Source organism: Actinokineospora auranticolor (assembly GCF_002934265.1).
GTDB lineage: Bacteria > Actinomycetota > Actinomycetes > Mycobacteriales > Pseudonocardiaceae > Actinokineospora > Actinokineospora auranticolor.
On record NZ_PTIX01000002.1, the window covers coordinates 42,603 to 63,248 of the forward strand.

A 20,646-nucleotide genomic window follows, 5' to 3' on the forward strand; every position below is an offset into this window, starting at 1 on the left:
GCGCGCGGCGACTACCGTGGGCACCGTGCGCATCGGACTGCTGACCCGCGAGTACCCGCCCGAGGTCTACGGAGGGGCGGGGGTGCACGTCGGATACCTGGTGCCGCGCCTGCGCGAGCTGGTCGACGTGGACGTGCACTGCTTCGGCGGGCCGCGCGAGGACGCGACCGCGCACAACTCGGCGCCCGGCTTGGAGCACGCGAACGCCGCGCTGCGCACGCTCTCCGCCGACCTCTCGATCACCGCGGCGACCGGCGACGTGGACCTGGCGCACTCCCACACGTGGTACGCCAACCACGCCGGTCACCTGTCCGGTCTGCTGCACGGGATCCCGCACGTGATCACGGCGCACTCGCTGGAACCCCGCAGGCCGTGGAAGGCCGAGCAGCTCGGCGGCGGGTACCGACTGTCCTCTTGGGTCGAACGCACCGCGTACCTGGCGGCGGACGCGGTCATCGCGGTCAGCGACGGCATGCGCGCCGACGTGCTCGACTGCTACCCCGACCTCGACCCGGCGCGCGTGCACGTGGTGCGCAACGGCATCGACTCCACCGCCTACCGCCCGGTCGCCGAGGTCGACGCGCTGCGCGCGCACGGGATCGACCCCGACCGCCCGACGGTGGTGTTCGTCGGCCGCATCACCCGGCAGAAGGGCGTCGGCCACCTGGTCGCCGCGGCGCACCGGATCGACCCGGGCGCGCAGGTCGTGCTGTGCGCGGGCGCGCCGGACACCCCGGAGATCGCGGAGGAGACGCGGGCCGCGGTCGCGGAGCTGTCGGCGGCGCGGGAGGGCGTGTTCTGGATCCAGCGGATGCTGCCGCAGCACGAGGTGCGGCAGTTGCTGAGTCACGCGACCGTGTTCGTTTGCCCGTCGGTGTACGAGCCGTTGGGTATCGTGAACCTGGAGGCCATGGCCTGCGGGACCGCGGTCGTGGCGTCGGACGTGGGGGGAATACCGGAGGTCGTCGCCGACGGCGAGACGGGCCTGCTGGTGCACTACGACGAGTCGGACGCGGAGCCGTTCCGCGCGGGCTTGGCGGACGCGGTGAACGCCCTGCTGGCCGACCCGGCGCGGGCGGCGGCGATGGGCGCGGCGGGTCGGGCGCGGGCGGAGCGGGAGTTCTCGTGGTCGTCGGTGGCCGAGCGGACGGTCGAGGTCTACCGGTCGGTGTTGGGGTGACCTGGGGAACGCACAAAGGGGGAATCGTGACGTGGGACATGCCTGAGAGAACGGTCAGCGACCAGCGCATACGGTGGGGATGTGCCTCGGCGTAACGGTGTTCGGATTCGCTTCACGCGCTACTCGGTGGCGTCGTTGGTGGCGACCGGCATCAGCCAGTTGGTGCTCTTCGCCCTGTACGGCTGGGGTGGGATGGGCGCGACCGCGGCGAGCGCGGTGGCGTTCGCGGTGGGGGCGGTCCCGCACTTCGTGATGATCCGCTGGTGGGCGTGGGGGCAGCGGGGGCTGCCGAGGCTGACCAGGCAGGTCGTGGGCTACATCGTGGTGACGGTGCTGGGCGGCCTGGTGTCGGTGCTGCTGACGACGCTGGCGGATTGGCTGGTGGCGCCGCTGCTGGCCGACCGCGCGGCCCGCACCCTGGTCCTGAACGTGACGTACGTGCTCAGCGGCCTGCCGGTGTTCGTGGCCAAGTACGCCTTCCTGGACCGCGTCTTCGCCACCGACGAGGACGCCGACCACGCCGTGGTCCTGCGGCAGGGCGAACTCACGGGCTGAACCCCTGGAAAGCGAAAACGATCGGCGGAACAGCGCTCAGCACGGCAACTATCGCGATGATAGTCCCGGGGATTCGTTTCGTGTCGCTATTGGCGAGTCGGTGCACGGTGAATCCGATGAGCACCAGAACGGCGATAACTACGGCCCCCACCACCAAAACAGCAAGACTGTCGAAATGCAGCAACAAGGATATCCTCTGACTTTTTCGTCGATTTCAGCGCAGCAACACGACGCGCCGTTGGTCGCGTGACCAGCCGAAGCCTACGACCACCGGAGCGCACGCGAAAGGGCTACCCCCTGTCAGGGTGACACGACCCCACACCGTCACCCGATCGCGAAATCAGCTTGAACCCGATGAATTCAGCAGCCGCAGCGGCCTGAGCTGACCATTTGCCGGACCGGTCACGCCAGCCGGTCGAACAGCGAATTGCCAGCTTCGAGAGAATCGCCCACGGTGTCATGTCGAAGACCTTCGATCAGTGCATCCACGTCTTGCAAACCCGCTCGCGCAAGCAATTTCTTCTCGTTCGTCACCCACTCGCCCCGGGACGCGAGAATCGCGTGGGCGGTACACATGGCGGCGACGGCCAGGGCACCCGCCGCCTCGGTGACGCCCCCTCGGCGGGCGTAGTCCAGGGTCGCCCGGGCTCTACCGCGCCAGAAGGGCGGTGCGGACTCGCGGAGGGGCTCCGGGTAGTCGATCCGCGGGAGGGTGCCGCGCAGCGGCCGGTTGAGCGCCAGTTCGGCCACGACCAGGTAGCTGGGGATACCCGCCAGGTGGAACATCAGGGGCTCCCAGTGGAACCTCCCCCGCGACGCCTCCGCCACCTCGTGCTCCACCACCGCCAGGTCCCGGTAGTGGACGTCCACGGGCACGCCGTCGATCCGCAGCCAGGCACCGCCGTTGAACACGCCGCCGCCCCAGGCGCCGAGGTCGGAGACCTCTCCCTCCCAGCCGACCGCGCGGAGGTGGGCCGGGTCGAAACCGGAGCGGTAGTAGACGCCCAGATCCCAGTCGCTGTCCGGCCCGTGGGTGCCCCTCGCGCGGGAGCCGCCCAGGGATACCGCCACTACGCCCGGCAGGTCTGCCAAACGGTCAACTACGGGGTCCAGCCACATAAGAGGCAACGTATTCGACCAAGGTGCGGGCGGCGAAGCCTGAGGCCCCTGGTACGACGTCGTCGTACGTGCGGTCGGCGCGGGCCGGGCCTGCGATGTCCAGGTGGGCCCACGGCAGGTCGCCGACGAACTCCCGCAGGAACAGCGCGGCCGTGATCGCTCCCGGGCCGGGCGGGCACTGCCGCACGTCCGCGATGTCGCTGGCCACCTCGGCCGCGTACTGGTCCAGCAGCGGCATCCGCCACCAGGACTCGCCGACGGAGGCGCCCGCGTCGGCCAACCGGGACGCCACCTCGTCGTCGTTGGCGAAGAGGCCGCCGATGCGGACGCCGAGCGAGACCTTCATGGCGCCGGTCAGCGTCGCCGCGTCCACCAGGATGTCCGCGCCCAGGTCACGCGCGTAGACCAGACCGTCCGCGAGGACCATGCGGCCTTCCGCGTCGGTGTTGAGGACCTCGGTTGTTCTACCGCCGTAGTGGCGCACGATGTCGCCCGGGCGGTAGGCGGAGCCGGACACGTGGTTCTCCGCGCACGGCACCAACGCCGTCACGCGGACCGGTAGCGCCAACCGCGCGATGGCCAGGGTGGCGGCGATAACCGCGGCCCCACCGGCCATGTCGGTGCGCATGAGGTGCATGCCCTCGTTGGGCTTGATCGAGATGCCGCCGGTGTCGAAGGTGATGCCCTTGCCGACGAGGGCGATGTGCGGTCCCTCGGCGTCCGGCGGTGACCACGACAGGTGCAGCAGCCGCGGGGGTCGGGAGGAGCCGCCGCCGACCGCGAGCAGGCCGCCGAACCCGTGGTCGGCCAGCCACCGCTCGTCGCGGACGTGGGTGTCCAGGCCCGCGATCCGCCCGGCCGCCTTGGCCGCCGTGCGGGCCAGCCAGGCCGGGTCCTTGACGTTGGACGGGGTGTTGGCCAGGTCGCGGGCGAACGCCGTGGCCAGGTCCAGGGTGCTCGACCGGCGCACCGCCGCCGCGATCCGGTCGCGACGGTCCTTATCGGACACCACGAGCGCGGCGGAGCGCAGGCGCGGCTCGGGCTCCTCCTCGGTCACCCGGTAGCGGTAGCCGCCCAGCCGCAGGCCGCGGGCGAGCAGGGCGGCTTCGTCGGCGGTGGTGTCGTCGGGCAGGTGGACGGCCGCGGTCGCGGACGCCTCCGGGTCGGCGGCCAGACCGGCGTCGATCGCGCGAGCGAGTGCCGCGCCCGCGGTGCGCCAGTGCTCGGGCTTGCCCGCGCCGATGCCGACGACCCAGGCGGTGGCCGAGCCGAGCGGGCCGGGTAGCACCTCGCCCGCCTTGCCGGTGAGCCCGACGGCGTCGACCCAGTCGGGAGTGAGGTCGTCGCCGCCGGGACCGATGAGCGCCGGTCCGGCGCCGTCCGACGTGCGGGTCAGCACGATGGACGCCGCGCCCGCGCGGGCCCTGGCGGGCACGTCCACGTCGGGCAGCGTCGTCGGCAGGGTCGGCACCGGCGTGGACAAGTGTTCCTCCGAGCGGCGTGGTTCTTCTGGGCGGGCCTGCTCAGCCCGCGGCGGACTTGAGCGCGTCGCCGAGGTTGCTGGCCTCCTCCGGTGTCATCTCGACCACCAGCCGCCCACCACCCTCCAGCGGGACGCGCATCACGATGCCCCGGCCCTCCTTGGTCACCTCGAGGGGACCGTCACCGGTCCGGGGCTTCATGGCCGCCATAGCGTGCTCCCTCCGTCATAGCCTGCCCACCCGGGCGGCGAACCGACCGGGTCTGGGACATTCTCCCCTATCCGGCTCCCGGCGGTGAAATCGGAACCGATCATCGCGTGTCGGTGACCGGCCGCGATGCGGGCGCCCGCCCCGTCGGCGGGTGGCGCCGGGACCCGGGGGCCTGACAGACTGACCGGTCGTGCGCGCCCGTTCCGCCCTCTTCGACGTCTTCGGTGGCCACCTGCGTGGACGGGGCGGCTCGGCCAGCATCGCCGCCCTGGTGAAGCTGCTGGAGCCGCTGGGCTTCGGCGCACCGGCGATCCGGACCGCGGTGTCCAGAATGGTCCGGCAGGGCTGGTTGGCCCCGGTGCGGCTGGCCGAGGGTCCCGGGTACGCGCTGACCGCCCGCGCCGAGCGCAGGCTGGACGAGGCGGCGGCCCGCATCTACCGCACCGCGCGGTCCACTTGGGATCACCGGTGGCACGTCGTGGTGCTGGAGGAACTACCCAGCCGGGGTACGCGCGACCGGCTGGCGTCGTCGTTGCGGCTGCTCGGCTACGGCCCGCTCGGCCCGGCGACCTGGGTGGCGCCGCGCCCGTCGGCCGAGCTGGCGGAGGTGTTGGCGGCCGAGGAGGTGGCCGCGCGGACCTTCCACGGCCCGCACGACGGCGCCGACGCGGACCTGGCGGCGCGGGCGTGGGATCTCACCGGTTTGGGTGAGCAGTACCGGGAGTTCGTCGACACCTGGGCGCCGCTGCTGTCCGCTGTGGACGACCGCGACCCCGCCGAGTCGTTCGCCGCGGCCCAGCGCCTGCTGCACGCCTGGCGCGGCTTCCTGTTCCACGACCCGGGCCTGCCCCCCGAGCTGCTGCCCGCGGCCTGGCCGGGCGACCGCGCGGCCCGGTTCTTCGACGAGCAAACCGCCCGCCTGGCCCCGGCCGTCGGCGAGTTCCTCGACGACTGCCTCAACCGAGGTGGTAAGCACAAGTCGACGGCTTGACCCGGTTGAGGAGGAACGCGTGGCGCAGGTACTGGCGGTGTCCGACGGCGACGGGGTGCGCACGCTGACCCTCAACCGCCCGGACGCGTTCAACTCCTTGACCGTGGAGCTCAAGGAAGCCCTGCTCACGGCCCTGGTCGAGGCCGCGGCGGACGAGGGTGTGCGGGCCGTGGTGCTCACCGGCGCGGGCAAGGCGTTCTGCGCGGGCCAGGACCTCAAGGAGCACATCGCCCTGCTGCGCGCCGACGACCCGGCCCCGCTGCGGACCGTCGAGGAGCACTACAACCCGATCGTGACGGCCATCACAACCCTGCCGAAGCCGGTCATCGCCGCGGTCAACGGCATGGCGGCGGGCGCGGGCGCGTCCTTCGCGTACGCATGCGACCTCCGCGTCGCCGCCGACTCGGCCCGGTTCCTGATGGCCTTCGCGGGCGTGGGCCTGACGGCCGACTCGGGTGCGTCCTGGACCCTGCCGAGGCTGATCGGGTACGGGCGGGCGATGGAGATGATGCTGCTGGGCAAGCCGGTCGACGCGGCGGAGGCGCTGCGGATCGGGATGGTCAACCAGGTCGTCCCGGCGGCGGAAGTCCTCCCCGCGGCCCTCGCGCTGGCGACCCGGATGGCGGCGGGACCGACGACGGCGTACGCCAAGATCAAGGAAGCCCTGCTCGCGAGCGCGGGCGGCCCCTTGGCGGATGGTTTGGCCGTCGAGGGGCGGACGCAGGGCGAGGCGGGCGCGTCGGCGGACCACCGGGAGGGCGTGGAGGCCTTCGTCGCCAAGCGCACCCCGAACTTCACGGGCCGCTGACCCGCTATTCAAGATCACCCCCGGCCGCCCGGCGAACGGACCCCACCCGCCCGGGGGCAGGCCCTTGATTCGACCCTATCGCCGCAGTTCAGGGCTTCGGAAGCGGTTCGAGGAACCTGTGGACAGTGTGCTGGTATGTGGATAGGTCGACCAGGACCGGGTTATCCACAGGCTTGATCATCTTCGCCGGGAACCGTCGGTGCCCGCCGGTAGAATGGACACCGGGGGCCGGAGGTGTGACCAGACCAGCCCGCGCGGCATCCACCTAGGCCGGAGGTGCTGGAAGCGGCCGAGCGGGCCAGCGCGTCTTGTGCCCCGTGGACACGCGAACCGCACCCCCAGGGGCGCGGCGGGGGTGTGCCGTGGCCAGTGCGGCGAGGGCGGCGCGCGCTCGGGTCAGGCGGCGCGCCAGCAGGTGGCGATGTGGTCGTCGACCATGCCCGTGGCCTGCATCAGGGCGTAGCAGGTCGTGGGGCCGACGAAGGCGAAGCCGCGGCGTTTGAGTTCTTTGGCCATGGCCTTGGACTCGGGGGTCACGGCGGGGACGTCGGCCATCGTCCGCGGGCGGGGGGTGGGGTCGGCGGGGGCGAACGTCCACAGGAGTTCGTCCAGCGGGCGGTCCAGTTCGGCCACCGCGCGGGCGTTGCGGATGGTGGCGTTGATCTTGGCGCGGTTGCGGACGATGCCCGCGTCGGCCATCAGGCGTTCGACGTCTTGGTCGTCGAACAACGCGATCTTCTCGGGGATGAAGCCCGCGAACGCCGACCGGAACGACTCGCGCTTGCGGAGGATGGTGATCCAGGACAGTCCGGACTGGAACGCCTCGAGGCTGACGCGTTCGAACAGTTCGTTCTGCCCGTGCAGCGGAACGCCCCACTCCTCGTCGTGGTAGCGGATGTACTCGGGGGTGCTGTCGCCCCAGGCGCAGCGGGGGCGGTCGGTCACGCGAGGGCCTCCGCGCGCGCGGCGAGGCGGCGCAACGACTCGCGCAGGCCGAGCCGGAACGCCGGGCCGAGCACCAGCCAGCCGAGGTCACCGAGCCTGCCCAGCGGCGGACGCAGGGTTTCGCGCCAGACGAAGGTGGACGCGGCGGCGCCCCGGTCGACGACCTCGAACACGCCCGTGCCGCGCACAACCCGGCCGGTGTGCCGCACCACGCAGCGGTGCGGCGGCTCCCACGCGGTGATCTGCATGTGGTCAGTGAACCCCAGGGGTCCGACACCGGTGAACGCGGCGAGGGTCGAGCCGACGGCCTGGCCGTCGCCGCCCGTCACCCGCACCGACGTGCCGAGCATCCACTCGCCCTGGCTCGCCCAGTCGGTCACCGCCGCCCAGGTCACCGCGGCTGCGGCGGCCACGTCGACCTGCTCCACGACGTGGATCACCGCGGTTCGTCCACCGGGGTCCGCTCGCCCTCCAGCTCGGCGACCCGGGCGCGCAGCCGGTCGAGTTCGCCGCCGACCTGGCGCAGCACCCAGTCGACCTCGGTCATCCGGTAGCCGCGCAGCACCAGCTGGAAGCGGACCTTCCGCACGTCGTCACCGGTGACGTCCGCCGACGGGAGCCGGGTCGGCGACGCGCCGGGCGGCAGGGCGGGCAGGTCCTCGCCCCGGCCGAACACCAGCGACGCCAGCAGGAACACCACGGCCGCCACGAGCACCATGACGACGAGGTAGATGAGCACGGTGGTCACCGGCAGATGGTGTCATGCCCCACCCGGTCGGCGCACCGCCCGCGGTGGGGAAAAACGGTTGCCGGTGGCGGCGGGTTGACCAGAATTCACCGGCATGGGCGCAACCACGGTCCGACGGGCCGCTCGCGAAGACTGGGCCGACCTGCGCGATGTCCGGCTGGCGGCGCTCACCGAGGCGCCGTACGCGTTCGCCTCGAACCTGGCCCGCGAGGTCGACCGACCAGACGCGCACTGGCAGGACTGGCCGGACAAGCACGCGGTCTTCCTGGCCTACGACCCCGACGGCCGACCGGTGGGGCTCGCGGCGGGCATCCCGGGCGACGTGGCGGACCTGATCTCGGTGTGGACCCACCCGGACCACCGGGGCACGGACCTGTCGACCACGCTCATCACGGCGCTGATCGAGTGGGCGCGGGCGGACGGCGCGTCCCGGATCAACGCGTGGGTCGTGGAGAACAACGAGAGGGCCATGGCGTTCTACGTGCGGCTGGGGTTCGCCAAGACGGGTGCGGAGATGGCGTACCCGAACGACCCGTCGCTGACTGAGTACGAGCTGACGAAGGTGCTCTAGACCGCGTTCCCGCGCCAACGCGCGTCCCGGCGTCGAGGGACACGCCCGCCCCGCGTCCGCGCACAGCCGGACCGCTGCACTGCCGCACCACCGCGCTGCCGGGCTGCCGGACTGCCGGACTGCCGGACCGTCGCGCTGCCGGACCACCGCACCGCTGCACTGCCTCACCGTCGGGCTGCCGGGCTGCCGGGCTGCCGGGCTGCCGGGCAGGCTCGCCCCTGTCGCAGCGCCCGCGAGGGGTCCTCCGCAATAGGGGAACCCCTAATTTCAATTCTATCGAGGTCTGACCTGCGGTTTGAAGCGGTTGACGCCGTCCTGTGGACAACTCGGGCGCATGTGGATGGCGACCCAGCAGGCAAGCTCAAAGAGCGCGGTCAGGAGCGGGATCAGCGCTGGACCACCGACATCGGGGGACGGTCCTCGGTCAGGATCTCGGTGCGGTCCGGCAGCCACTCGCCGCCCACCTGGATGAACTGGGTCAGTTCGCCCGGCGGGGTGGGGATGCCGCAGCGGTCCAGGGCGGTGCCGAGGATCTGCCTCGCCATCACGCCCAGTTGCAGCAGCGAGCGGTTGCGGTGCTTGCGCACACCCAGGTTGACCTGCGCCAACCCGGCCAGGCCGTAGCGGGAGTGGGCGTCGAGGAGCAGGCCGATCTCCACCCCGTAGCCGGGGGCGAAGGGCACCGACGTGAGGAACTCGCGGGTGCCCGCGTACTCACCGCCCAGGGGTTGGATGACGCCGGAGAGTTCGGGGCGCAGCGCCGAGATGACCGGGCGGGCCAGCAGTTCGGTGACCCGGCCGCCGCCGGTGCCGATCTCCTCGGACTCCAGGCGCAGCGGGCGGCGGTAGAAGCCCTTGACCAGGTGCACGCCGCTCACGGTCAGCAGTGGTCCGAGCAGTGACGGCACGAAGGTCGGGTCGGGGTCCACCAGGTCGGAGTCGAGGAACACGACCAGGTCGCCGGTGGTCGCGGCGAGTGAACGCCAGAGGACCTCGCCCTTGCCGGGGCGCGGCGGGATGTCGGGCAGCACGTCGTCGCGGTGCACGACCCGGGCGCCCGCGGCGGCGGCCAGGTCGACGGTGCGGTCGGTGGACCCGGAGTCGACCACCACCAGCTCGTCGACCAGCGTCCCCACCAGCGGCCGGACCGAGGCGACGACCGCGCCGACCGTGCGCTCCTCGTCGAGGGCGGGCAGCACCACGCTCACCCGGCGGGTGCCCTTGGCCAGCACCAGTTGCGAGACCGTCCACTCCGGACTCTGCCAGGTGCTGCGGTCCAGCGCGGTCACACCAGCGCCCGCAGCACCCGCGCGGGCGGGCGGGTGCCCGCGATGCTCGCCACCATGTCCACCACCTGCCGGGTGCGGCCGACCTCGTGCGCGCGGAACACCTTCGCCCCCGCCCACGCCGAGACCGCCGTCGCGGCGAGCGTCCCGTCGACCCGGCCGTCGAGCCCGGCGTCCAGGGTCTCGCCGACGAAGTCCTTGTTGGACAGCGCGATCAGCACCGGCCAACCGGTCGCGACCAGCTCGTCGAGCCTGCGCAGCAGTTCCAGGCCGTGCCAGGTGTTCTTGCCGAAGTCGTGCGTCGGGTCGATCAGCACGCCCTCGCGCGGCACGCCCAGCTCGACCATCCGCTCGGCGCGGGCGACCAGCTCGGCGACGACCTGGCCGACGACGTCGGTGTAGCGGACCCGGTGCGGGTCGGTGCGCGGCGCGGCGCCGCCGGTGTGCGAGCAGACGATGCCGACGCCGAACTCGGCGGCCACCTCGGCCAGCCGCGGGTCGGCGCCCGCCCACGTGTCGTTGATCAGGTCGGCGCCCTCGGCGCACACCGCGCGCCCGACCTCGTGCCGCCAGGTGTCGACGCTGATCACCAGGTGGGGGTGGCGCTCGCGGACGGCGGCGACGAACGGCACCACCCGCCGCGCCTCCTCGGCGGCGTCCACGGTCTCGCCGTGCGACCCGGCCCGCACCCCGCCGATGTCGACGATGTCGGCGCCCTCGGCCACCGCCCGGTCGACGGCGGCCAGCGCGGGCGCCTCGTCGAAGGTGGTGCCGCGGTCGTAGAAGGAGTCCCTGGTCCGGTTGACGATCGCCATCACCAGCGCCCGGTCCTGCGGCACGTCGCGTACACCGAACCTGAGTGTGGTCACGGGTCCCGATGGTGCCATGCGTGAGCGGCGTCTCTGCCGCGCGGTAGCCGGGTAGCGCCGTGGCTACAGTGGTGAGGACCTAGGAGGCCTCCTCGATGTTGTACCGCACGCTGCGCGCCGTGCTCTCGTTCCTGGCCAGGCTCTACCTGCGCCCCAAGGTCGAGGGCGCCGAGCGGGTGCCCGCCACCGGACCGGTCATCCTGGCGATCAACCACCTGGCGGTGATCGACAGCTTCGTCGTGCCGATGATGGTGTCCCGCAAGGTCGCGTTCCTGGCCAAGGCCGAGTACTTCGCGGGCGGCTCCCCGCGCAAGGCGCTGGTGCGGACCTTCTTCCGGGCGACGGGGGCGATTCCCGTCGACCGGGACAACAGCCGCGCGGCGCTGGCGTCGTTGGACGTGGCGGGCAAGGTCCTGGAGGACGGCGACGCGTTCGCCATCCACCCGGAGGGCACGCGGTCGCTGGACGGGAAGCTGCACCGGGGGCGGACGGGTGTGGCGCAGCTGGCGTTGGAGCACAACGCGCTGGTGGTGCCGGTGGCGGTGATCGGGACGGACAAGGTGCAGCCGGCGGGGGCGAAGTTCCCCAAGCCCCACCGCATCACGATCCGCTTCGGTGACCCCCTGGACTTCAGCCGGTACGACGGGCTGGCCAACTCGCTCCCCATCCGCCGGGCGGTGACGGACGAGATCATGTACGCGATCCTGGAGCTGAGCGGCCAGGAATACGTCGACTCGTACCACAAGCGCCCCGGCGAAGCCGCCTGACTTTCTCGCTCGATTTATTTAGGGAAATCACTAGAATCCAGTGGTTGCCCATTTGGGTCACTCTGTCCTGTTTCATCCGGGTTAACTCCACGAACAGCCACGACCACCCTTTCAGCGGAGTGCGAGTCGCACACGCCTTGCCTAACGTCGTACGGGCTACGGGAAACTCAAACCAACAAGGGGAAGAGTTAAACAATGCCTATCGTGAAGTTTCGCGCCGTGACCTCCGCGCTGGCGATCGCGGCACTCTCCGGAAGCCTGGCGCTGGTGGCGGAAGCGCCCGCCTCGGCGGATGTCCACGTCTTGTCGTGCCGCTACGTGCTCGCCCAGTCCCTGACCCTGTGGAACGCGCCGTCGGGCGGCGCGAATGTGGGCGCCTACCACGCGGGTGACACATTCCAGGAATCGGGCATCGAGGGCAGCTACCGATTCCGCATCAACCTGGGCACCGGCGCCACCGTCTGGGTGACGGCGGACCCGGCCTATTCGCGCCCCTGCTAATACCGGCGAAAGCTCAACCGGTTATCGCTGGCACCGATTACCCGACCGTTGACTAGAGACGTGTCGCGGTGCGGACGAGGTCGGCGACGGCTTTGGACCGGCTGTGCGGTGGCCAGGCGATAACGGTCGTGACGGCCGGTGCGTCCGGCACCGGCACCGTCGCGTGGTCACGCAGGTGGGCTTTGAGGGACTCGGGAACGATCGCGCAAGCCCGGCCGAGTGCGATCAGCTGGAACAGTTGGGTGTGGTCGCGCACCTGCGGGCCGGGTCCGTCCGGATAGCTCCCGTCACGTCGAGGCCAACGCGGCAGGGGCAGGTCTGTCAGGGTGGCGACCTCGGCTATCGACAGGTGAGGTCGACCAGCCAAGGGATGCCCCGCTGGCAGGACCACGACCTGCCGTTCGGTGCACAGGTCCTCGGTGTCGAGCCCGGCCGTCGTGTCGAAGGGCCGCTGGAGCAGGGCGACGTCGGCACGCCCGTCGCGCAGCAGCCTTTCCTGCTCGCCGGGCCCGCACAGCACCACCTCGACAGCCACCGCGCCGGGCTCCGCGGCGTAGGCGTCCAGCAGCTTCGACAGCAGTTCGCGGGAAGCCCCGGCTTTCGTCGCCAGCACCACACCGGGCTTTTCGGCAGCCGCGCGGCGGGTGCGGCGCTCGGCGGCCTCAACCGCGTCGAGCGCGGCCCGGGCCTCCCACAGGAGCACCGACCCGGCCTCGGTCAGGGCGACCGCGCGGGCGGTGCGGTGCAACAGGACCACACCGAGCCGCCGTTCGAGTTGCTGGATCGCCCGCGACAACGGCGGTTGCGCCATGGTGAGCCGCTGCGCCGCCCGCCCGAAGTGCAGTTCCTCCGCGACGGCGACGAAGTACCGCAACTCCCGCGTCTCCACCGCAGCATCGTATCCAGCGTGCACAGACGGTCGCGCTGTTGACCGGTGCGAGCAAAGGAAACGAGTTCACCAGCAGCCACCCGAACACCTCAGGCCGACCCGCTGCCTTTCCTTTTCAAACCCCGCCCCGCCCAAGCACAGCCCCCACCCTTCCCTGGGGGGACAGCCCTGCTCCACTCTAGTTGGGGAGCAGGGCTGTCGGCGGGAGGCGACGGATCTGTGGACAGGTCTGGGGCATGTGGATAACGCCGACCTGGAAAAATGCGCGAAAAGCGGCCAGGAGCGGCCGAAGTTCACTCGGCTGGGGAGTCGGTGCCCAGGACGGTCAGGGCGAGGGTGTCGACATCGGCCAGGGCGGAGCGCCAGTGGGCGCGGCAGGTGGACTTCTTGGCGCGCTCCCGTTCGACCAGTCGGCCTGCCACGAAGACGACATCCACCGGGACGCCATCGCCCAAGTCCGACAGGAGGCGGCGGATGGTTTCCTCCGCGATCACCGCGTCCTGGTGGTCACCGAGGATGTCCTGGAAGTCCTTGGTCGCCTTGACCAGTGCGCGGATCTTCTTGCGGGCGGCCGGTTCGGCCATTTCGGCCGCGTAGCGGAGGCGCTTGCCGTGGATGCGGAGTTCGTGCAGGTCGTCGTCCGGGGGGTCTTCGCCCAGGGCCTCTGCGGCGCGCATCAGTTTGCGGTGGGGTTTGCGGATCACCGAAATCAGGGGTGGGGGTTCCTCCTCCTCCGGGGTCTCCACCACTTTCCCGGACTTCGACGCCTCGGCCAGGGACTTCAGCAGGCGGGTGTAGCGCTTGCCGCGCAACGCGTTCAGCATCTTCCGGCGGGCCGCGCCGCGTTCGGTGACGAGGCTGTGCAGGAGGGTCTCGACGGCGCGCAGTTCGTCGGCGTCGAAGCCGACGGCCTGGGCGCGCAGGTTGTCCAGTTGCACGTCCAGGTCGCGGACGGCGCCGAGGGACGAGCCGAGCCACTTGAGTTCGGCGTCCAGCTCCGGCAGGGGCATCCCCGCCTTCAGCGCCGCCCGCGCGCGGCGGACCGCCACCCGCATCTGGTGGACGTGCTCCGGGTCGGTGCCCTTGCGCGCGCCGTCGGTGCGGGTGGTCAGCTCGGCCAGTTGCTCGCCGAGTCGGGTGCGGATCTGGCCGCCGAGGTCGGTCACGACGGTCATCCTAGTGATCGCCTGTTCAACCAGTGTTCACCCAGCGAACGGTCCCGCCCGGTGGGAGCCCGGTGGGAGCTAGTTCGAGTGCAGCGCGGCGTTCAGCTCGATGCCCCGACCGTCGCGCGAAACGACCTCGACGACGCCGGTGGTCGAGTTGCGGCGGAACAGCAGGCCGGACTCCCCGGACAGCTCCCGCGCCTTCACCAACCGGCCGTCGGACAGGGTCAGCTTCGTGCCCGCGGTCACGTAGAGGCCCGCCTCGACCACGCAGTCGTCGCCGAGCGAGATGCCGATGCCTGCGTTGGCGCCCAGCAGGCACCGCTCGCCGATGCTGATGACCTCCTTGCCGCCACCGGACAGCGTCCCCATGATCGACGCGCCGCCGCCGACGTCGGAGCCGTCGCCGACCGCGACGCCCGCGGAGATCCGACCCTCCACCATGGACGCGCCGAGGGTGCCCGCGTTGAAGTTCACGAAGCCCTCGTGCATGACCGTGGTGCCGGTGGCCAGGTGCGCGCCCAGCCGGACCCGGTCGGCCTCGGCGATGCGCACGCCGGTCGGCACCACGTAGTCGACCATGCGCGGGAACTTGTCGACGCCGTAGACGGTCACCTGGCCGCGGGCGCGCAGCCGCAGCCGGGTCGCCTCGAAGCCCTCGACCGGGCACGGGCCGTGGTTGGTCCACACGACGTTGGCGAGCAGGCCGAAGACGCCGTCGAGGTTCTGCCCGTGCGGGCGCACCAGGCGCGCGGAGAGCAGGTGCAGGCGCAGGTAGACGTCGTGGGTGTCGGCGGGCGGGCGCTCGAGGTCGTCGATCGTGGTGCGCACCGCGACCACCTCGACGCCGCGCAGCGAGTCCGGGCCGAGCAGGTCGGCGATGCCGTCGCCCAGTTCCGCCGTGGCCTCCTCGGCCGACAGCCGCACGGTGCCCGCCTCGCCCGCGGCGCCGAGCCTCGGCTGCGGGTACCAGGTGTCGAGGACGGTGCCGTCGGTGGTCACGGTGGCGAGGCCGACCGCGTGGGCCCCCTTGGTCTGCGTTGCTTCTGCGCTGCTCACGGGCAACACGGTAGCCAATGGTCCACCGGGTAGCGTGTGGGGCCGTGACCGTTGAGCTGGATCTCACCGCCGACCCCGTCGACCTCACCGCCGCCCTGGTGGACGTGCCCAGCGTGTCCGGCGACGAGGCCACGCTGGCCGACGCCGTGCAGCGCGCGCTGCGGACCCAGGCCCCGCACCTGGAGGTCGTCCGCTCCGGCAACGCCGTGCTGGCCCGCACCAACCTGGGCCGCCCCTCGCGGGTCGTGTTCGCCGGGCACATCGACACCGTGCCGGTCAACGACAACCTGCCCGTCCGCCGCACCGAGACGCACCTGCACGGCCTGGGCACGGTCGACATGAAGGGCGGCGACGCGGTCATGCTGCACCTGGCCGCCGCCGTGCCGGACCCGAGGCACGACCTGACCTTCCTGTTCTACGACTGCGAGGAGGTCGAGGCCGTCCGCAACGGGCTCGGCCGGGTCGAGCGCGACCTGCGGGAGTGGATGGACGGCGACCTCGCGATCGTGTGCGAGCCGTCGAACGCCGTGGTCGAGGCGGGCTGCCAGGGCACGATGCGCATCGAGTTGCGCAAGTCCGGCGTCCGCGCGCACACGGCGCGCGGCTGGATGGGCGTCAACGCCATCCACGCCCTCTCCCCCGCGCTGGAGACGCTCGCCGCCTACCAGCCGCGCACCGTCGACATCGACGGCTGCGTCTACCGCGAGGGCATGCAGGCCGTGCACATCGAGGGCGGTGTCGCGGGCAACGTCGTGCCGGACGCGGCCCTGTTGCGGATCAACTTCCGGTTCGCGCCGGACCGGTCGGTGGCGCAGGCCGAGGCCCACCTGCGCGAGGTCTTCGCCGGTCACGAGTTCGAGGTGGTCGACTTCTCGGCGGGCGCGTTGCCGGGTCTGTCGGCTCCGGCGGCCCAGGAGCTCGTCGCGGCGGCGGGTGGTGAGCCGGTCGCCAAGCTGGGGTGGACCGATGTCGCCCGGTTCGCCGCGTTGGGCATCCCGGCGGTCAACTTCGGCCCGGGCGACCCGCTGCTGTGCCACACGCAGCAGGAGAACGTCCCGATCGCCGACATCCACCGCTGCGTCGATGTGCTGCGCCGCCTGGTCGGCTAGTGCCTCGTGCGGGCTGCGTTCAGGGCACCTGTGCCCAGGGCGGCCACGAGCGTGAGCCAGGCCGCCGTGGTCAGGTTCTGGTCGTCGGGCAGTTCGGCGTTCAGCCAGAGCACGGCCGGGATGATCCCGACGGCCAGGACGGTCATCGTGATCGACGGGCCGCCCGCGGTCGTCGTGCCGAAGAACGCGCCCAGCGCGAGGGCCGTGATGAGCGCGATCACCAGCAGCGCGGGCGCGCCGAAGTCGAGAACCATGCCCCAGAGGGTGAAGGGCCTGCCTCCGGGGACTGAAGTTTCGGTGTACCAGGTCGAACAGGTGAGGGCGACGATCGCCCCGGCGAGGGCGGCGGCACCGAGCGCGTCGGCGAACCGGGCGGCCGAGGTCCGTTGCCACTGCTCGAGATCGCGGACCCGGGCGCGCAGCTTGTCCAGTTCGCCCCCTGTGCCGTCCGTGTCGGACATGGCGCCTCCCGGTTCCGTTCTCCTCCGACGGGGAGACCTCGCTCACCCTAAACTCGCGTTGTGACCAACAATCCCGAAACCGCCGAATCCGAGGAGCACCCCCGGGAGCGGCAGCGCGGCCCCGTGACCTTGCGGCGCGGGCGCAGCGACGAGGCGACCACGACCGACCAGCGCCTGCTCGACTCGCGCGGCCCGAGCGACTGGGTCCACACCGACCCGTGGCGGGTGCTGCGCATCCAGGCCGAGTTCGTGGAGGGCTTCGGCGCCCTCGCCGAGGTGCCGCGCGCGGTCACGGTGTTCGGCTCGGCGCGCACCAAGCGCGAGGACCCCGAGTACCAGCTGGGCCGCGACATCGGCGCGGCGCTGGCCGACGCCGGGTTCGCGTCGATCACCGGCGGCGGCCCGGGCGCGATGGAGGCGGTCAACCGGGGCGCGTCCGAGGCGGGCGGGCTGTCCATCGGGCTGGGCATCGAGCTGCCGTTCGAGCAGGGCCTCAACCCGTGGGTCGACCTCGGCGTGAACTTCCGCTACTTCTTCACCCGCAAGACGATGTTCATCAAGTACTCGCAGGCCTTCATCTGCCTCCCCGGCGGCTTCGGCACCCTCGACGAGCTGTTCGAGGCGCTCACGCTGGTGCAGACCAAGAAGGTCACGAAGTTCCCGGTCGTGCTGTTCGGCACCGAGTACTGGGGCGGCCTCTACGACTGGCTGCGCTCCTCGGTCCTGGGCGGCGGCAAGATCGGCGAGAAGGACATGGCACTGCTGCACCTCACCGACGACGTGTCCGACGCGGTGGGTGTGGTGGAGAAGGCCTACCAGGCTTGGGGTGACGCGCATTGAGCTTCGCGGTAGCGGTCTACTGCGCCTCGCACAACACGGTTCCGCGCTCGTACGTGGACTTGGCCGACGAGGTCGGCGCGGGCTTGGCCGCGCGCGGCTGGTCCCTGGTCTGGGGCGGCTCGGCGGCGTCGATGATGGGCGCGGTGTCCCGTTCGGCCCGACGGGGCGGAGTGTCCACTGTGGGCGTAATCCCGCGCGGGCTGATGGGGCTGGAACAGGCCGACCCGGACGCGGACGAGCTGATCGTCGTGGACACCATGCGCGAGCGGAAACGCGAGATGGACGAACGCGCAAACGCTTTCCTGGCCATGCCCGGCGGGCTGGGCACGGCGGAGGAGCTGTTCGAGGTCTGGACGTCGCGGTACCTGGGCATGCACTCGAAGCCGGTGGTGCTGCTGGACCCGGACGACCACTACGCAGGCATGCTCGACTGGGTCAGGGAACTGCATTCCCGGGGGTTCGTGTCGGATGTGGGTCTGGGCGCGTTGGTGGTGACGCGGACGGTTGAGGAGGCGCTGGACGCCTGCGCGGTCTAGCCGGCGAGGGTGCCATCGGGGTTCAGGCCGAACTTGCGGAGGCGGTCGCCTTCGGGGATGAGGTCGACCAGGTGCTGGAGGGCGTAAGTGTTGCCCGCGTGCAGTTCCGCCCACAGTGCCGCGATGTCCGCGCGGTCGGCCAGCACCTGGACCAGACGCCGACTCGCCTCGGAGTCGCCGCGACGGGCGTGCGGGGTGAGCACCCGCACCGCTCGCTCCGGATCCAGCCAGGCCACCGCGAAAGCGGCTGAGGCGCTGTCCTCGGCGTAGTCGGCGAGTTCGTCGATCCTGCGGTTCGTGCGGAGCAGTTCGATCAGCGTTCGCCTGCACCGGCGACTGGTCTCGAAGTACGGGCGAAGAACCGCCAGTGCCTCGTCGACTTCGTCGGCCCGGACTAGATCCCAGGCCAACGCGACGACCGCGTAGGTGTTCTCCTCGGCCAACTCTCGGAGCTGGGGGATCAGCTCGCGGTCGACCAGCAGCGAGACGAGTTTGCGCTGGGCGGACTCGTCGCCCGCGGCCGACCGCTCCTGGAGTTCACCGAGATCGCCGAGTTCGGCCAGCGCGTCGTCCAGGCAGAGCTCGGCGAGCGCTGTCGTGCCCACGTGCGGCCGTATGACCGCGGCGGCTTGGGCGTGCTCGCCCTTCTCCCTCAGGACACCCGCGAGGGTTCTGGCCGCAATCCCGACTTCAGCGGCATACGGGCGCAACAGCGCGACGGCGACATCCGCGTGGCCGAGCTCGATGAGCACGTGGGCGAACCGGTCGGCCGCGTACGCATCGGAATCGGGCAGGGCGGATATCGCTTCATCAATCGCACCGCGCGCCAGCAGGAGCCTGGCGAGTTCCTCCGCGGCGACGGTATCGCCGCTACCTGCCCTGGAGCGCAGGGTCTTCTCGTCTCCGCGTTCCTTCAGGCTCCTGGCGAGCGCGTGTTGCGCGATGACGTCGCCGCTGTCGGCGAGCGCGGCCAGCTCGTCCCAACGCAGGTTCGTCTCCAGGATGTCCACCAGCCGCTCCCGACTCGTGGAGTCGTCCACGTGCGGTCGGAGCAGCTCCAGCGCACCGTCCACATCACCGCCGGCCGCCAGCTGGTCGGCCAACCTGCGCTCGACCCCGTGCAGGTGAAAGCCATCCGAAGTGGCGGCTGCGATCCGCATGACGTCGATCACCTCGGCCGGACGTCCCCCTTCGTCGAGGAGGTCCACGAGGCTTCTCCAGAACCGGTCGGCGTTGAACCGCATCGCTTGCCGGAGAACGCTTTCGGCTTCGGGTTCCCGCCCCTCGGCGAGCAGGTGCGCCACCCAGACGTCCGCCGCTTCCGGGTCCCCGGCAGCGGCCCACGACGCCAACTCCTTGGTCCGACCTTCCCGCAACAGCAGTGTGGCGATGCCGTACCGGGCCCAATCGATGTCCCAGTGGTCGGCCAGGCGCCGGAAGAGCGCTTCCGCGCACCGGTACTGCGCGCGGACCTGCGCGCCGTCCGCGAGTCGCCGCACATCGGACTCGTCGTCGGCGAGGTCGGTGAAGGCTCGCCAGGTCGGGGCCGGAACCGTCTCGCTGCGGCGGTGGTCGAGCAGGCGGGAGAGCAGGTAGTCGGCGACCGTGTAGCCGACGATGTCGCGGCGTTCGAGGTCGGGGATCGGGAGCAGCGGGGAGGCTCCCCGGTTCGAGGTCGTCAACTCGGCGAGCGCTGGGTCGAACCACGAATCGTCCGGGTGCACTGTGGACAGGTAGCCGCGGGCGGCGGCGACCAGGAGTTCCTTGGTCAGGGGACTTTGGATGCCTAGTCGCCGGGCGTCGGCGGCGGCGTGGATGATCGCGCGTTGTTCGTCGTTGGCGCGGCCGTAGCGGGTCATCAGGTCGCGGGCGCCCGCGAGGAGTTCGGTGACGTTGAAGTCCTTGTCCGCCACCGCGTCCACGAGCCGGGGATCCCGGGGTGCCAGGCGGACGGCCTCGGCGCGTTCGGCGGTGGTGAAGGTGTGCAGTGGGACCTCGTGGAGCCGCCGATCGTCGAGGACGTCGTACGCGGCGGGGTGTCGAGCCAGGCCGTTTTCCTTGGCGCGCAGCTCATCCAGGTAGTTGGGCCAGGCGGCGGCCAGGATGACGACCGGGGTAGGGGCGTCCAGCAGGCGACGGATGGCGGCGGGGGTGATCGGGGTGGAGCCGGGAGTCAGGTACGGGCCGTCGAGGAAACGCTGGAGTTCGTCGAGCCAGACGACGAGTTTCGCGGACGGGGTGGTGTTGTTCACCCGGTCGCCGTCGCCGAGATCCGGGACCAAGACGTCGAAGTCGGCCAGTTCGGCGCGGCCGAGTTCGTAGAGGAGCCGGGACTTGCCGACGGACGAATCACCCGTCAGCAGCAGGAACCCGCCGGTCTCCGCTGCCCGCCGCACCCACCGCCCGAGGTCTGGCCAGACCCCGCGCGGCACGAACAGCGGCAGGTCCGGGTCCAACTCGGTTGAGGCGTCGAGCGGCAGGGGCACCGCCGGGTTGACGCGCAAGGCCAGGGCACGAGCCGAGACGTCACCGAAGCGGGGCAGTGCTTCCATGAA

At 71.4% G+C, this 20,646-nt stretch carries 24 protein-coding genes; 10 read left to right on the forward strand and 14 right to left on the reverse strand.

The features are described 5' to 3' along the window. The first annotated feature begins 25 nt into the window (after window positions 1–25). Together glgA and CLV40_RS03530 are read left to right on the forward strand one after the other, a co-directional pair. Window positions 26–1,180 carry a glycogen synthase gene (glgA, locus tag CLV40_RS03525; protein WP_104477747.1) on the forward strand — a complete coding sequence of 385 codons (1,155 nt, stop codon included), beginning with the start codon at window positions 26–28 and terminating at the stop codon, window positions 1,178–1,180. Window positions 1,181–1,306: 126 nt separating this feature from the next. After that, window positions 1,307–1,735: a GtrA family protein gene (locus CLV40_RS03530; RefSeq protein WP_181043307.1), complete on the forward strand. Its 429-nt coding sequence runs from the start codon at window positions 1,307–1,309 to the stop codon at window positions 1,733–1,735. Here the strand turns inward: CLV40_RS03530 and CLV40_RS03535 are convergent. From CLV40_RS03535 to CLV40_RS03550, 4 genes are all read right to left on the reverse strand, one after another. Continuing rightward, window positions 1,725–1,919 (reverse strand): hypothetical protein, encoded by a 195-nt coding sequence (locus CLV40_RS03535; RefSeq protein ID WP_146107917.1) that lies wholly within the window; start codon window positions 1,917–1,919, stop codon window positions 1,725–1,727. The two genes, CLV40_RS03530 and CLV40_RS03535, sit on opposite strands and share 11 nt — an antisense overlap. Window positions 1,920–2,137: 218 nt before the next feature. Further along, the gene (locus CLV40_RS03540; RefSeq protein ID WP_104476910.1) at window positions 2,138–2,854 is read right to left on the reverse strand and encodes a nucleotidyltransferase domain-containing protein; all 717 of its coding nucleotides are present in this window, start codon (window positions 2,852–2,854) and stop codon (window positions 2,138–2,140) included. Further along, entirely contained in the window at window positions 2,832–4,337 is a 1,506-nt protein-coding gene (locus CLV40_RS03545; RefSeq protein WP_104476912.1) for a leucyl aminopeptidase, read from the reverse strand. The genes CLV40_RS03540 and CLV40_RS03545 overlap by 23 nt, the downstream gene beginning before the upstream one ends. Window positions 4,338–4,377: 40 nt before the next feature. Then, window positions 4,378–4,545, reverse strand: a complete 168-nt coding sequence (locus CLV40_RS03550) for a DUF3117 domain-containing protein (protein ID WP_018684035.1) — start codon at window positions 4,543–4,545, stop codon at window positions 4,378–4,380. A 190-nt stretch (window positions 4,546–4,735) separates the two neighbouring features. Here CLV40_RS03550 and CLV40_RS03555 point away from each other — a divergent pair, with 190 nt between their 5' ends. Both CLV40_RS03555 and CLV40_RS03560 read left to right on the forward strand, forming a co-directional pair. Next, window positions 4,736–5,536: a PaaX family transcriptional regulator gene (locus tag CLV40_RS03555; RefSeq protein ID WP_104476914.1), complete on the forward strand. Its 801-nt coding sequence runs from the start codon at window positions 4,736–4,738 to the stop codon at window positions 5,534–5,536. Between the two features lie 19 nt (window positions 5,537–5,555). Continuing rightward, window positions 5,556–6,344, forward strand: a complete 789-nt coding sequence (locus tag CLV40_RS03560; RefSeq protein ID WP_104476916.1) for an enoyl-CoA hydratase-related protein — start codon at window positions 5,556–5,558, stop codon at window positions 6,342–6,344. A gap of 396 nt (window positions 6,345–6,740) precedes the next feature. Here the strand turns inward: CLV40_RS03560 and CLV40_RS03565 are convergent, their stop codons facing one another. From CLV40_RS03565 to CLV40_RS03575, 3 genes are read right to left on the reverse strand one after another with little or no spacing between them, the layout of a single operon-like run. After that, window positions 6,741–7,289: a DNA-3-methyladenine glycosylase I gene (locus CLV40_RS03565; RefSeq protein WP_104476919.1), complete on the reverse strand. Its 549-nt coding sequence runs from the start codon at window positions 7,287–7,289 to the stop codon at window positions 6,741–6,743. Then, on the reverse strand, window positions 7,286–7,729 hold the full coding sequence (locus tag CLV40_RS03570; protein WP_104476921.1) for an SRPBCC family protein: 444 nt from the start codon (window positions 7,727–7,729) through the stop codon (window positions 7,286–7,288). Before CLV40_RS03570 ends, CLV40_RS03565 begins: the two co-directional genes overlap by 4 nt. Beyond that, window positions 7,726–8,037 (reverse strand): DivIVA domain-containing protein, encoded by a 312-nt coding sequence (locus tag CLV40_RS03575; RefSeq protein ID WP_104476922.1) that lies wholly within the window; start codon window positions 8,035–8,037, stop codon window positions 7,726–7,728. The genes CLV40_RS03570 and CLV40_RS03575 overlap by 4 nt, the downstream gene beginning before the upstream one ends. 94 nt (window positions 8,038–8,131) lie before the next feature. Between CLV40_RS03575 and CLV40_RS03580 the strand changes: the two genes are divergently transcribed. Beyond that, window positions 8,132–8,608 carry a GNAT family N-acetyltransferase gene (locus tag CLV40_RS03580; RefSeq protein WP_104476924.1) on the forward strand — a complete coding sequence of 159 codons (477 nt, stop codon included), beginning with the start codon at window positions 8,132–8,134 and terminating at the stop codon, window positions 8,606–8,608. A gap of 386 nt (window positions 8,609–8,994) precedes the next feature. Here the strand turns inward: CLV40_RS03580 and CLV40_RS03585 are convergent, their stop codons facing one another. Both CLV40_RS03585 and folP read right to left on the reverse strand, forming a co-directional pair. Continuing rightward, window positions 8,995–9,897: a glucosyl-3-phosphoglycerate synthase gene (locus tag CLV40_RS03585; protein WP_104476926.1), complete on the reverse strand. Its 903-nt coding sequence runs from the start codon at window positions 9,895–9,897 to the stop codon at window positions 8,995–8,997. After that, entirely contained in the window at window positions 9,894–10,709 is an 816-nt protein-coding gene (folP, locus tag CLV40_RS03590; RefSeq protein WP_425428224.1) for a dihydropteroate synthase, read from the reverse strand. The genes CLV40_RS03585 and folP overlap by 4 nt, the downstream gene beginning before the upstream one ends. 149 nt (window positions 10,710–10,858) lie before the next feature. Here folP and CLV40_RS03595 point away from each other — a divergent pair, with 149 nt between their 5' ends. Beyond that, a complete protein-coding gene (locus tag CLV40_RS03595; RefSeq protein WP_104476929.1) occupies window positions 10,859–11,530 on the forward strand; it encodes a lysophospholipid acyltransferase family protein in 672 nt (223 codons plus the stop codon). A 204-nt stretch (window positions 11,531–11,734) separates the two neighbouring features. After that, complete coding sequence (locus CLV40_RS03600) at window positions 11,735–12,031, forward strand: hypothetical protein (protein WP_104476931.1); 297 nt, start codon at window positions 11,735–11,737, stop codon at window positions 12,029–12,031. 52 nt (window positions 12,032–12,083) lie between these two features. Here CLV40_RS03600 and CLV40_RS03605 read toward each other — a convergent pair whose 3' ends face one another. The 3 genes from CLV40_RS03605 to dapD form a co-directional block, all read right to left on the reverse strand. Then, entirely contained in the window at window positions 12,084–12,920 is an 837-nt protein-coding gene (locus CLV40_RS03605) for a LysR family transcriptional regulator (RefSeq protein WP_104476933.1), read from the reverse strand. Between the two features lie 293 nt (window positions 12,921–13,213). Further along, window positions 13,214–14,086, reverse strand: coding sequence for a CHAD domain-containing protein (locus CLV40_RS03610; protein WP_181043308.1), 873 nt, complete (start codon window positions 14,084–14,086; stop codon window positions 13,214–13,216). 78 nt (window positions 14,087–14,164) lie between these two features. Beyond that, window positions 14,165–15,145 (reverse strand): 2,3,4,5-tetrahydropyridine-2,6-dicarboxylate N-succinyltransferase, encoded by a 981-nt coding sequence (gene dapD / locus CLV40_RS03615; protein ID WP_104477749.1) that lies wholly within the window; start codon window positions 15,143–15,145, stop codon window positions 14,165–14,167. A 44-nt stretch (window positions 15,146–15,189) separates the two neighbouring features. On the opposite strand from dapD, the gene dapE reads away from it, so the two are divergent. Then, complete coding sequence (gene dapE, locus CLV40_RS03620; RefSeq protein ID WP_245931031.1) at window positions 15,190–16,254, forward strand: succinyl-diaminopimelate desuccinylase; 1,065 nt, start codon at window positions 15,190–15,192, stop codon at window positions 16,252–16,254. Here dapE and CLV40_RS03625 read toward each other — a convergent pair. Continuing rightward, window positions 16,251–16,715 carry a hypothetical protein gene (locus tag CLV40_RS03625; protein WP_104476939.1) on the reverse strand — a complete coding sequence of 155 codons (465 nt, stop codon included), beginning with the start codon at window positions 16,713–16,715 and terminating at the stop codon, window positions 16,251–16,253. The genes dapE and CLV40_RS03625 overlap by 4 nt on opposite strands. Before the next feature lie 60 nt (window positions 16,716–16,775). Here CLV40_RS03625 and CLV40_RS03630 point away from each other — a divergent pair, with 60 nt between their 5' ends. Together CLV40_RS03630 and CLV40_RS03635 are read left to right on the forward strand one after the other, a co-directional pair. Then, window positions 16,776–17,555: an LOG family protein gene (locus tag CLV40_RS03630; RefSeq protein WP_104476941.1), complete on the forward strand. Its 780-nt coding sequence runs from the start codon at window positions 16,776–16,778 to the stop codon at window positions 17,553–17,555. Continuing rightward, window positions 17,552–18,091 (forward strand): LOG family protein, encoded by a 540-nt coding sequence (locus CLV40_RS03635; protein WP_104476943.1) that lies wholly within the window; start codon window positions 17,552–17,554, stop codon window positions 18,089–18,091. The genes CLV40_RS03630 and CLV40_RS03635 overlap by 4 nt, the downstream gene beginning before the upstream one ends. Here CLV40_RS03635 and CLV40_RS03640 read toward each other — a convergent pair. Next, complete coding sequence (locus CLV40_RS03640; protein ID WP_104476945.1) at window positions 18,088–20,643, reverse strand: hypothetical protein; 2,556 nt, start codon at window positions 20,641–20,643, stop codon at window positions 18,088–18,090. The genes CLV40_RS03635 and CLV40_RS03640 overlap by 4 nt on opposite strands. Window positions 20,644–20,646: the final 3 nt, after the last annotated feature.

Bases quoted from the DNA above. Each gene is read 5' to 3' on its own strand.
- CLV40_RS03625 (WP_104476939.1), bottom strand. From the start codon at position 16,715: ATGTCCGACACGGACGGCACAGGGGGCGAACTGGACAAGCTGCGCGCC.
- CLV40_RS03540 (WP_104476910.1), bottom strand. From the start codon at position 2,854: ATGTGGCTGGACCCCGTAGTTGACCGTTTGGCAGACCTGCCGGGCGTA.
- CLV40_RS03595 (WP_104476929.1), top strand. From the start codon at position 10,859: ATGTTGTACCGCACGCTGCGCGCCGTGCTCTCGTTCCTGGCCAGGCTC.
- folP (WP_425428224.1), bottom strand. From the start codon at position 10,709: ATGGCGATCGTCAACCGGACCAGGGACTCCTTCTACGACCGCGGCACC.
- CLV40_RS03580 (WP_104476924.1), top strand. From the start codon at position 8,132: ATGGGCGCAACCACGGTCCGACGGGCCGCTCGCGAAGACTGGGCCGAC.
- CLV40_RS03550 (WP_018684035.1), bottom strand. From the start codon at position 4,545: ATGGCGGCCATGAAGCCCCGGACCGGTGACGGTCCCCTCGAGGTGACC.
- CLV40_RS03640 (WP_104476945.1), bottom strand. From the start codon at position 20,643: ATGGAAGCACTGCCCCGCTTCGGTGACGTCTCGGCTCGTGCCCTGGCC.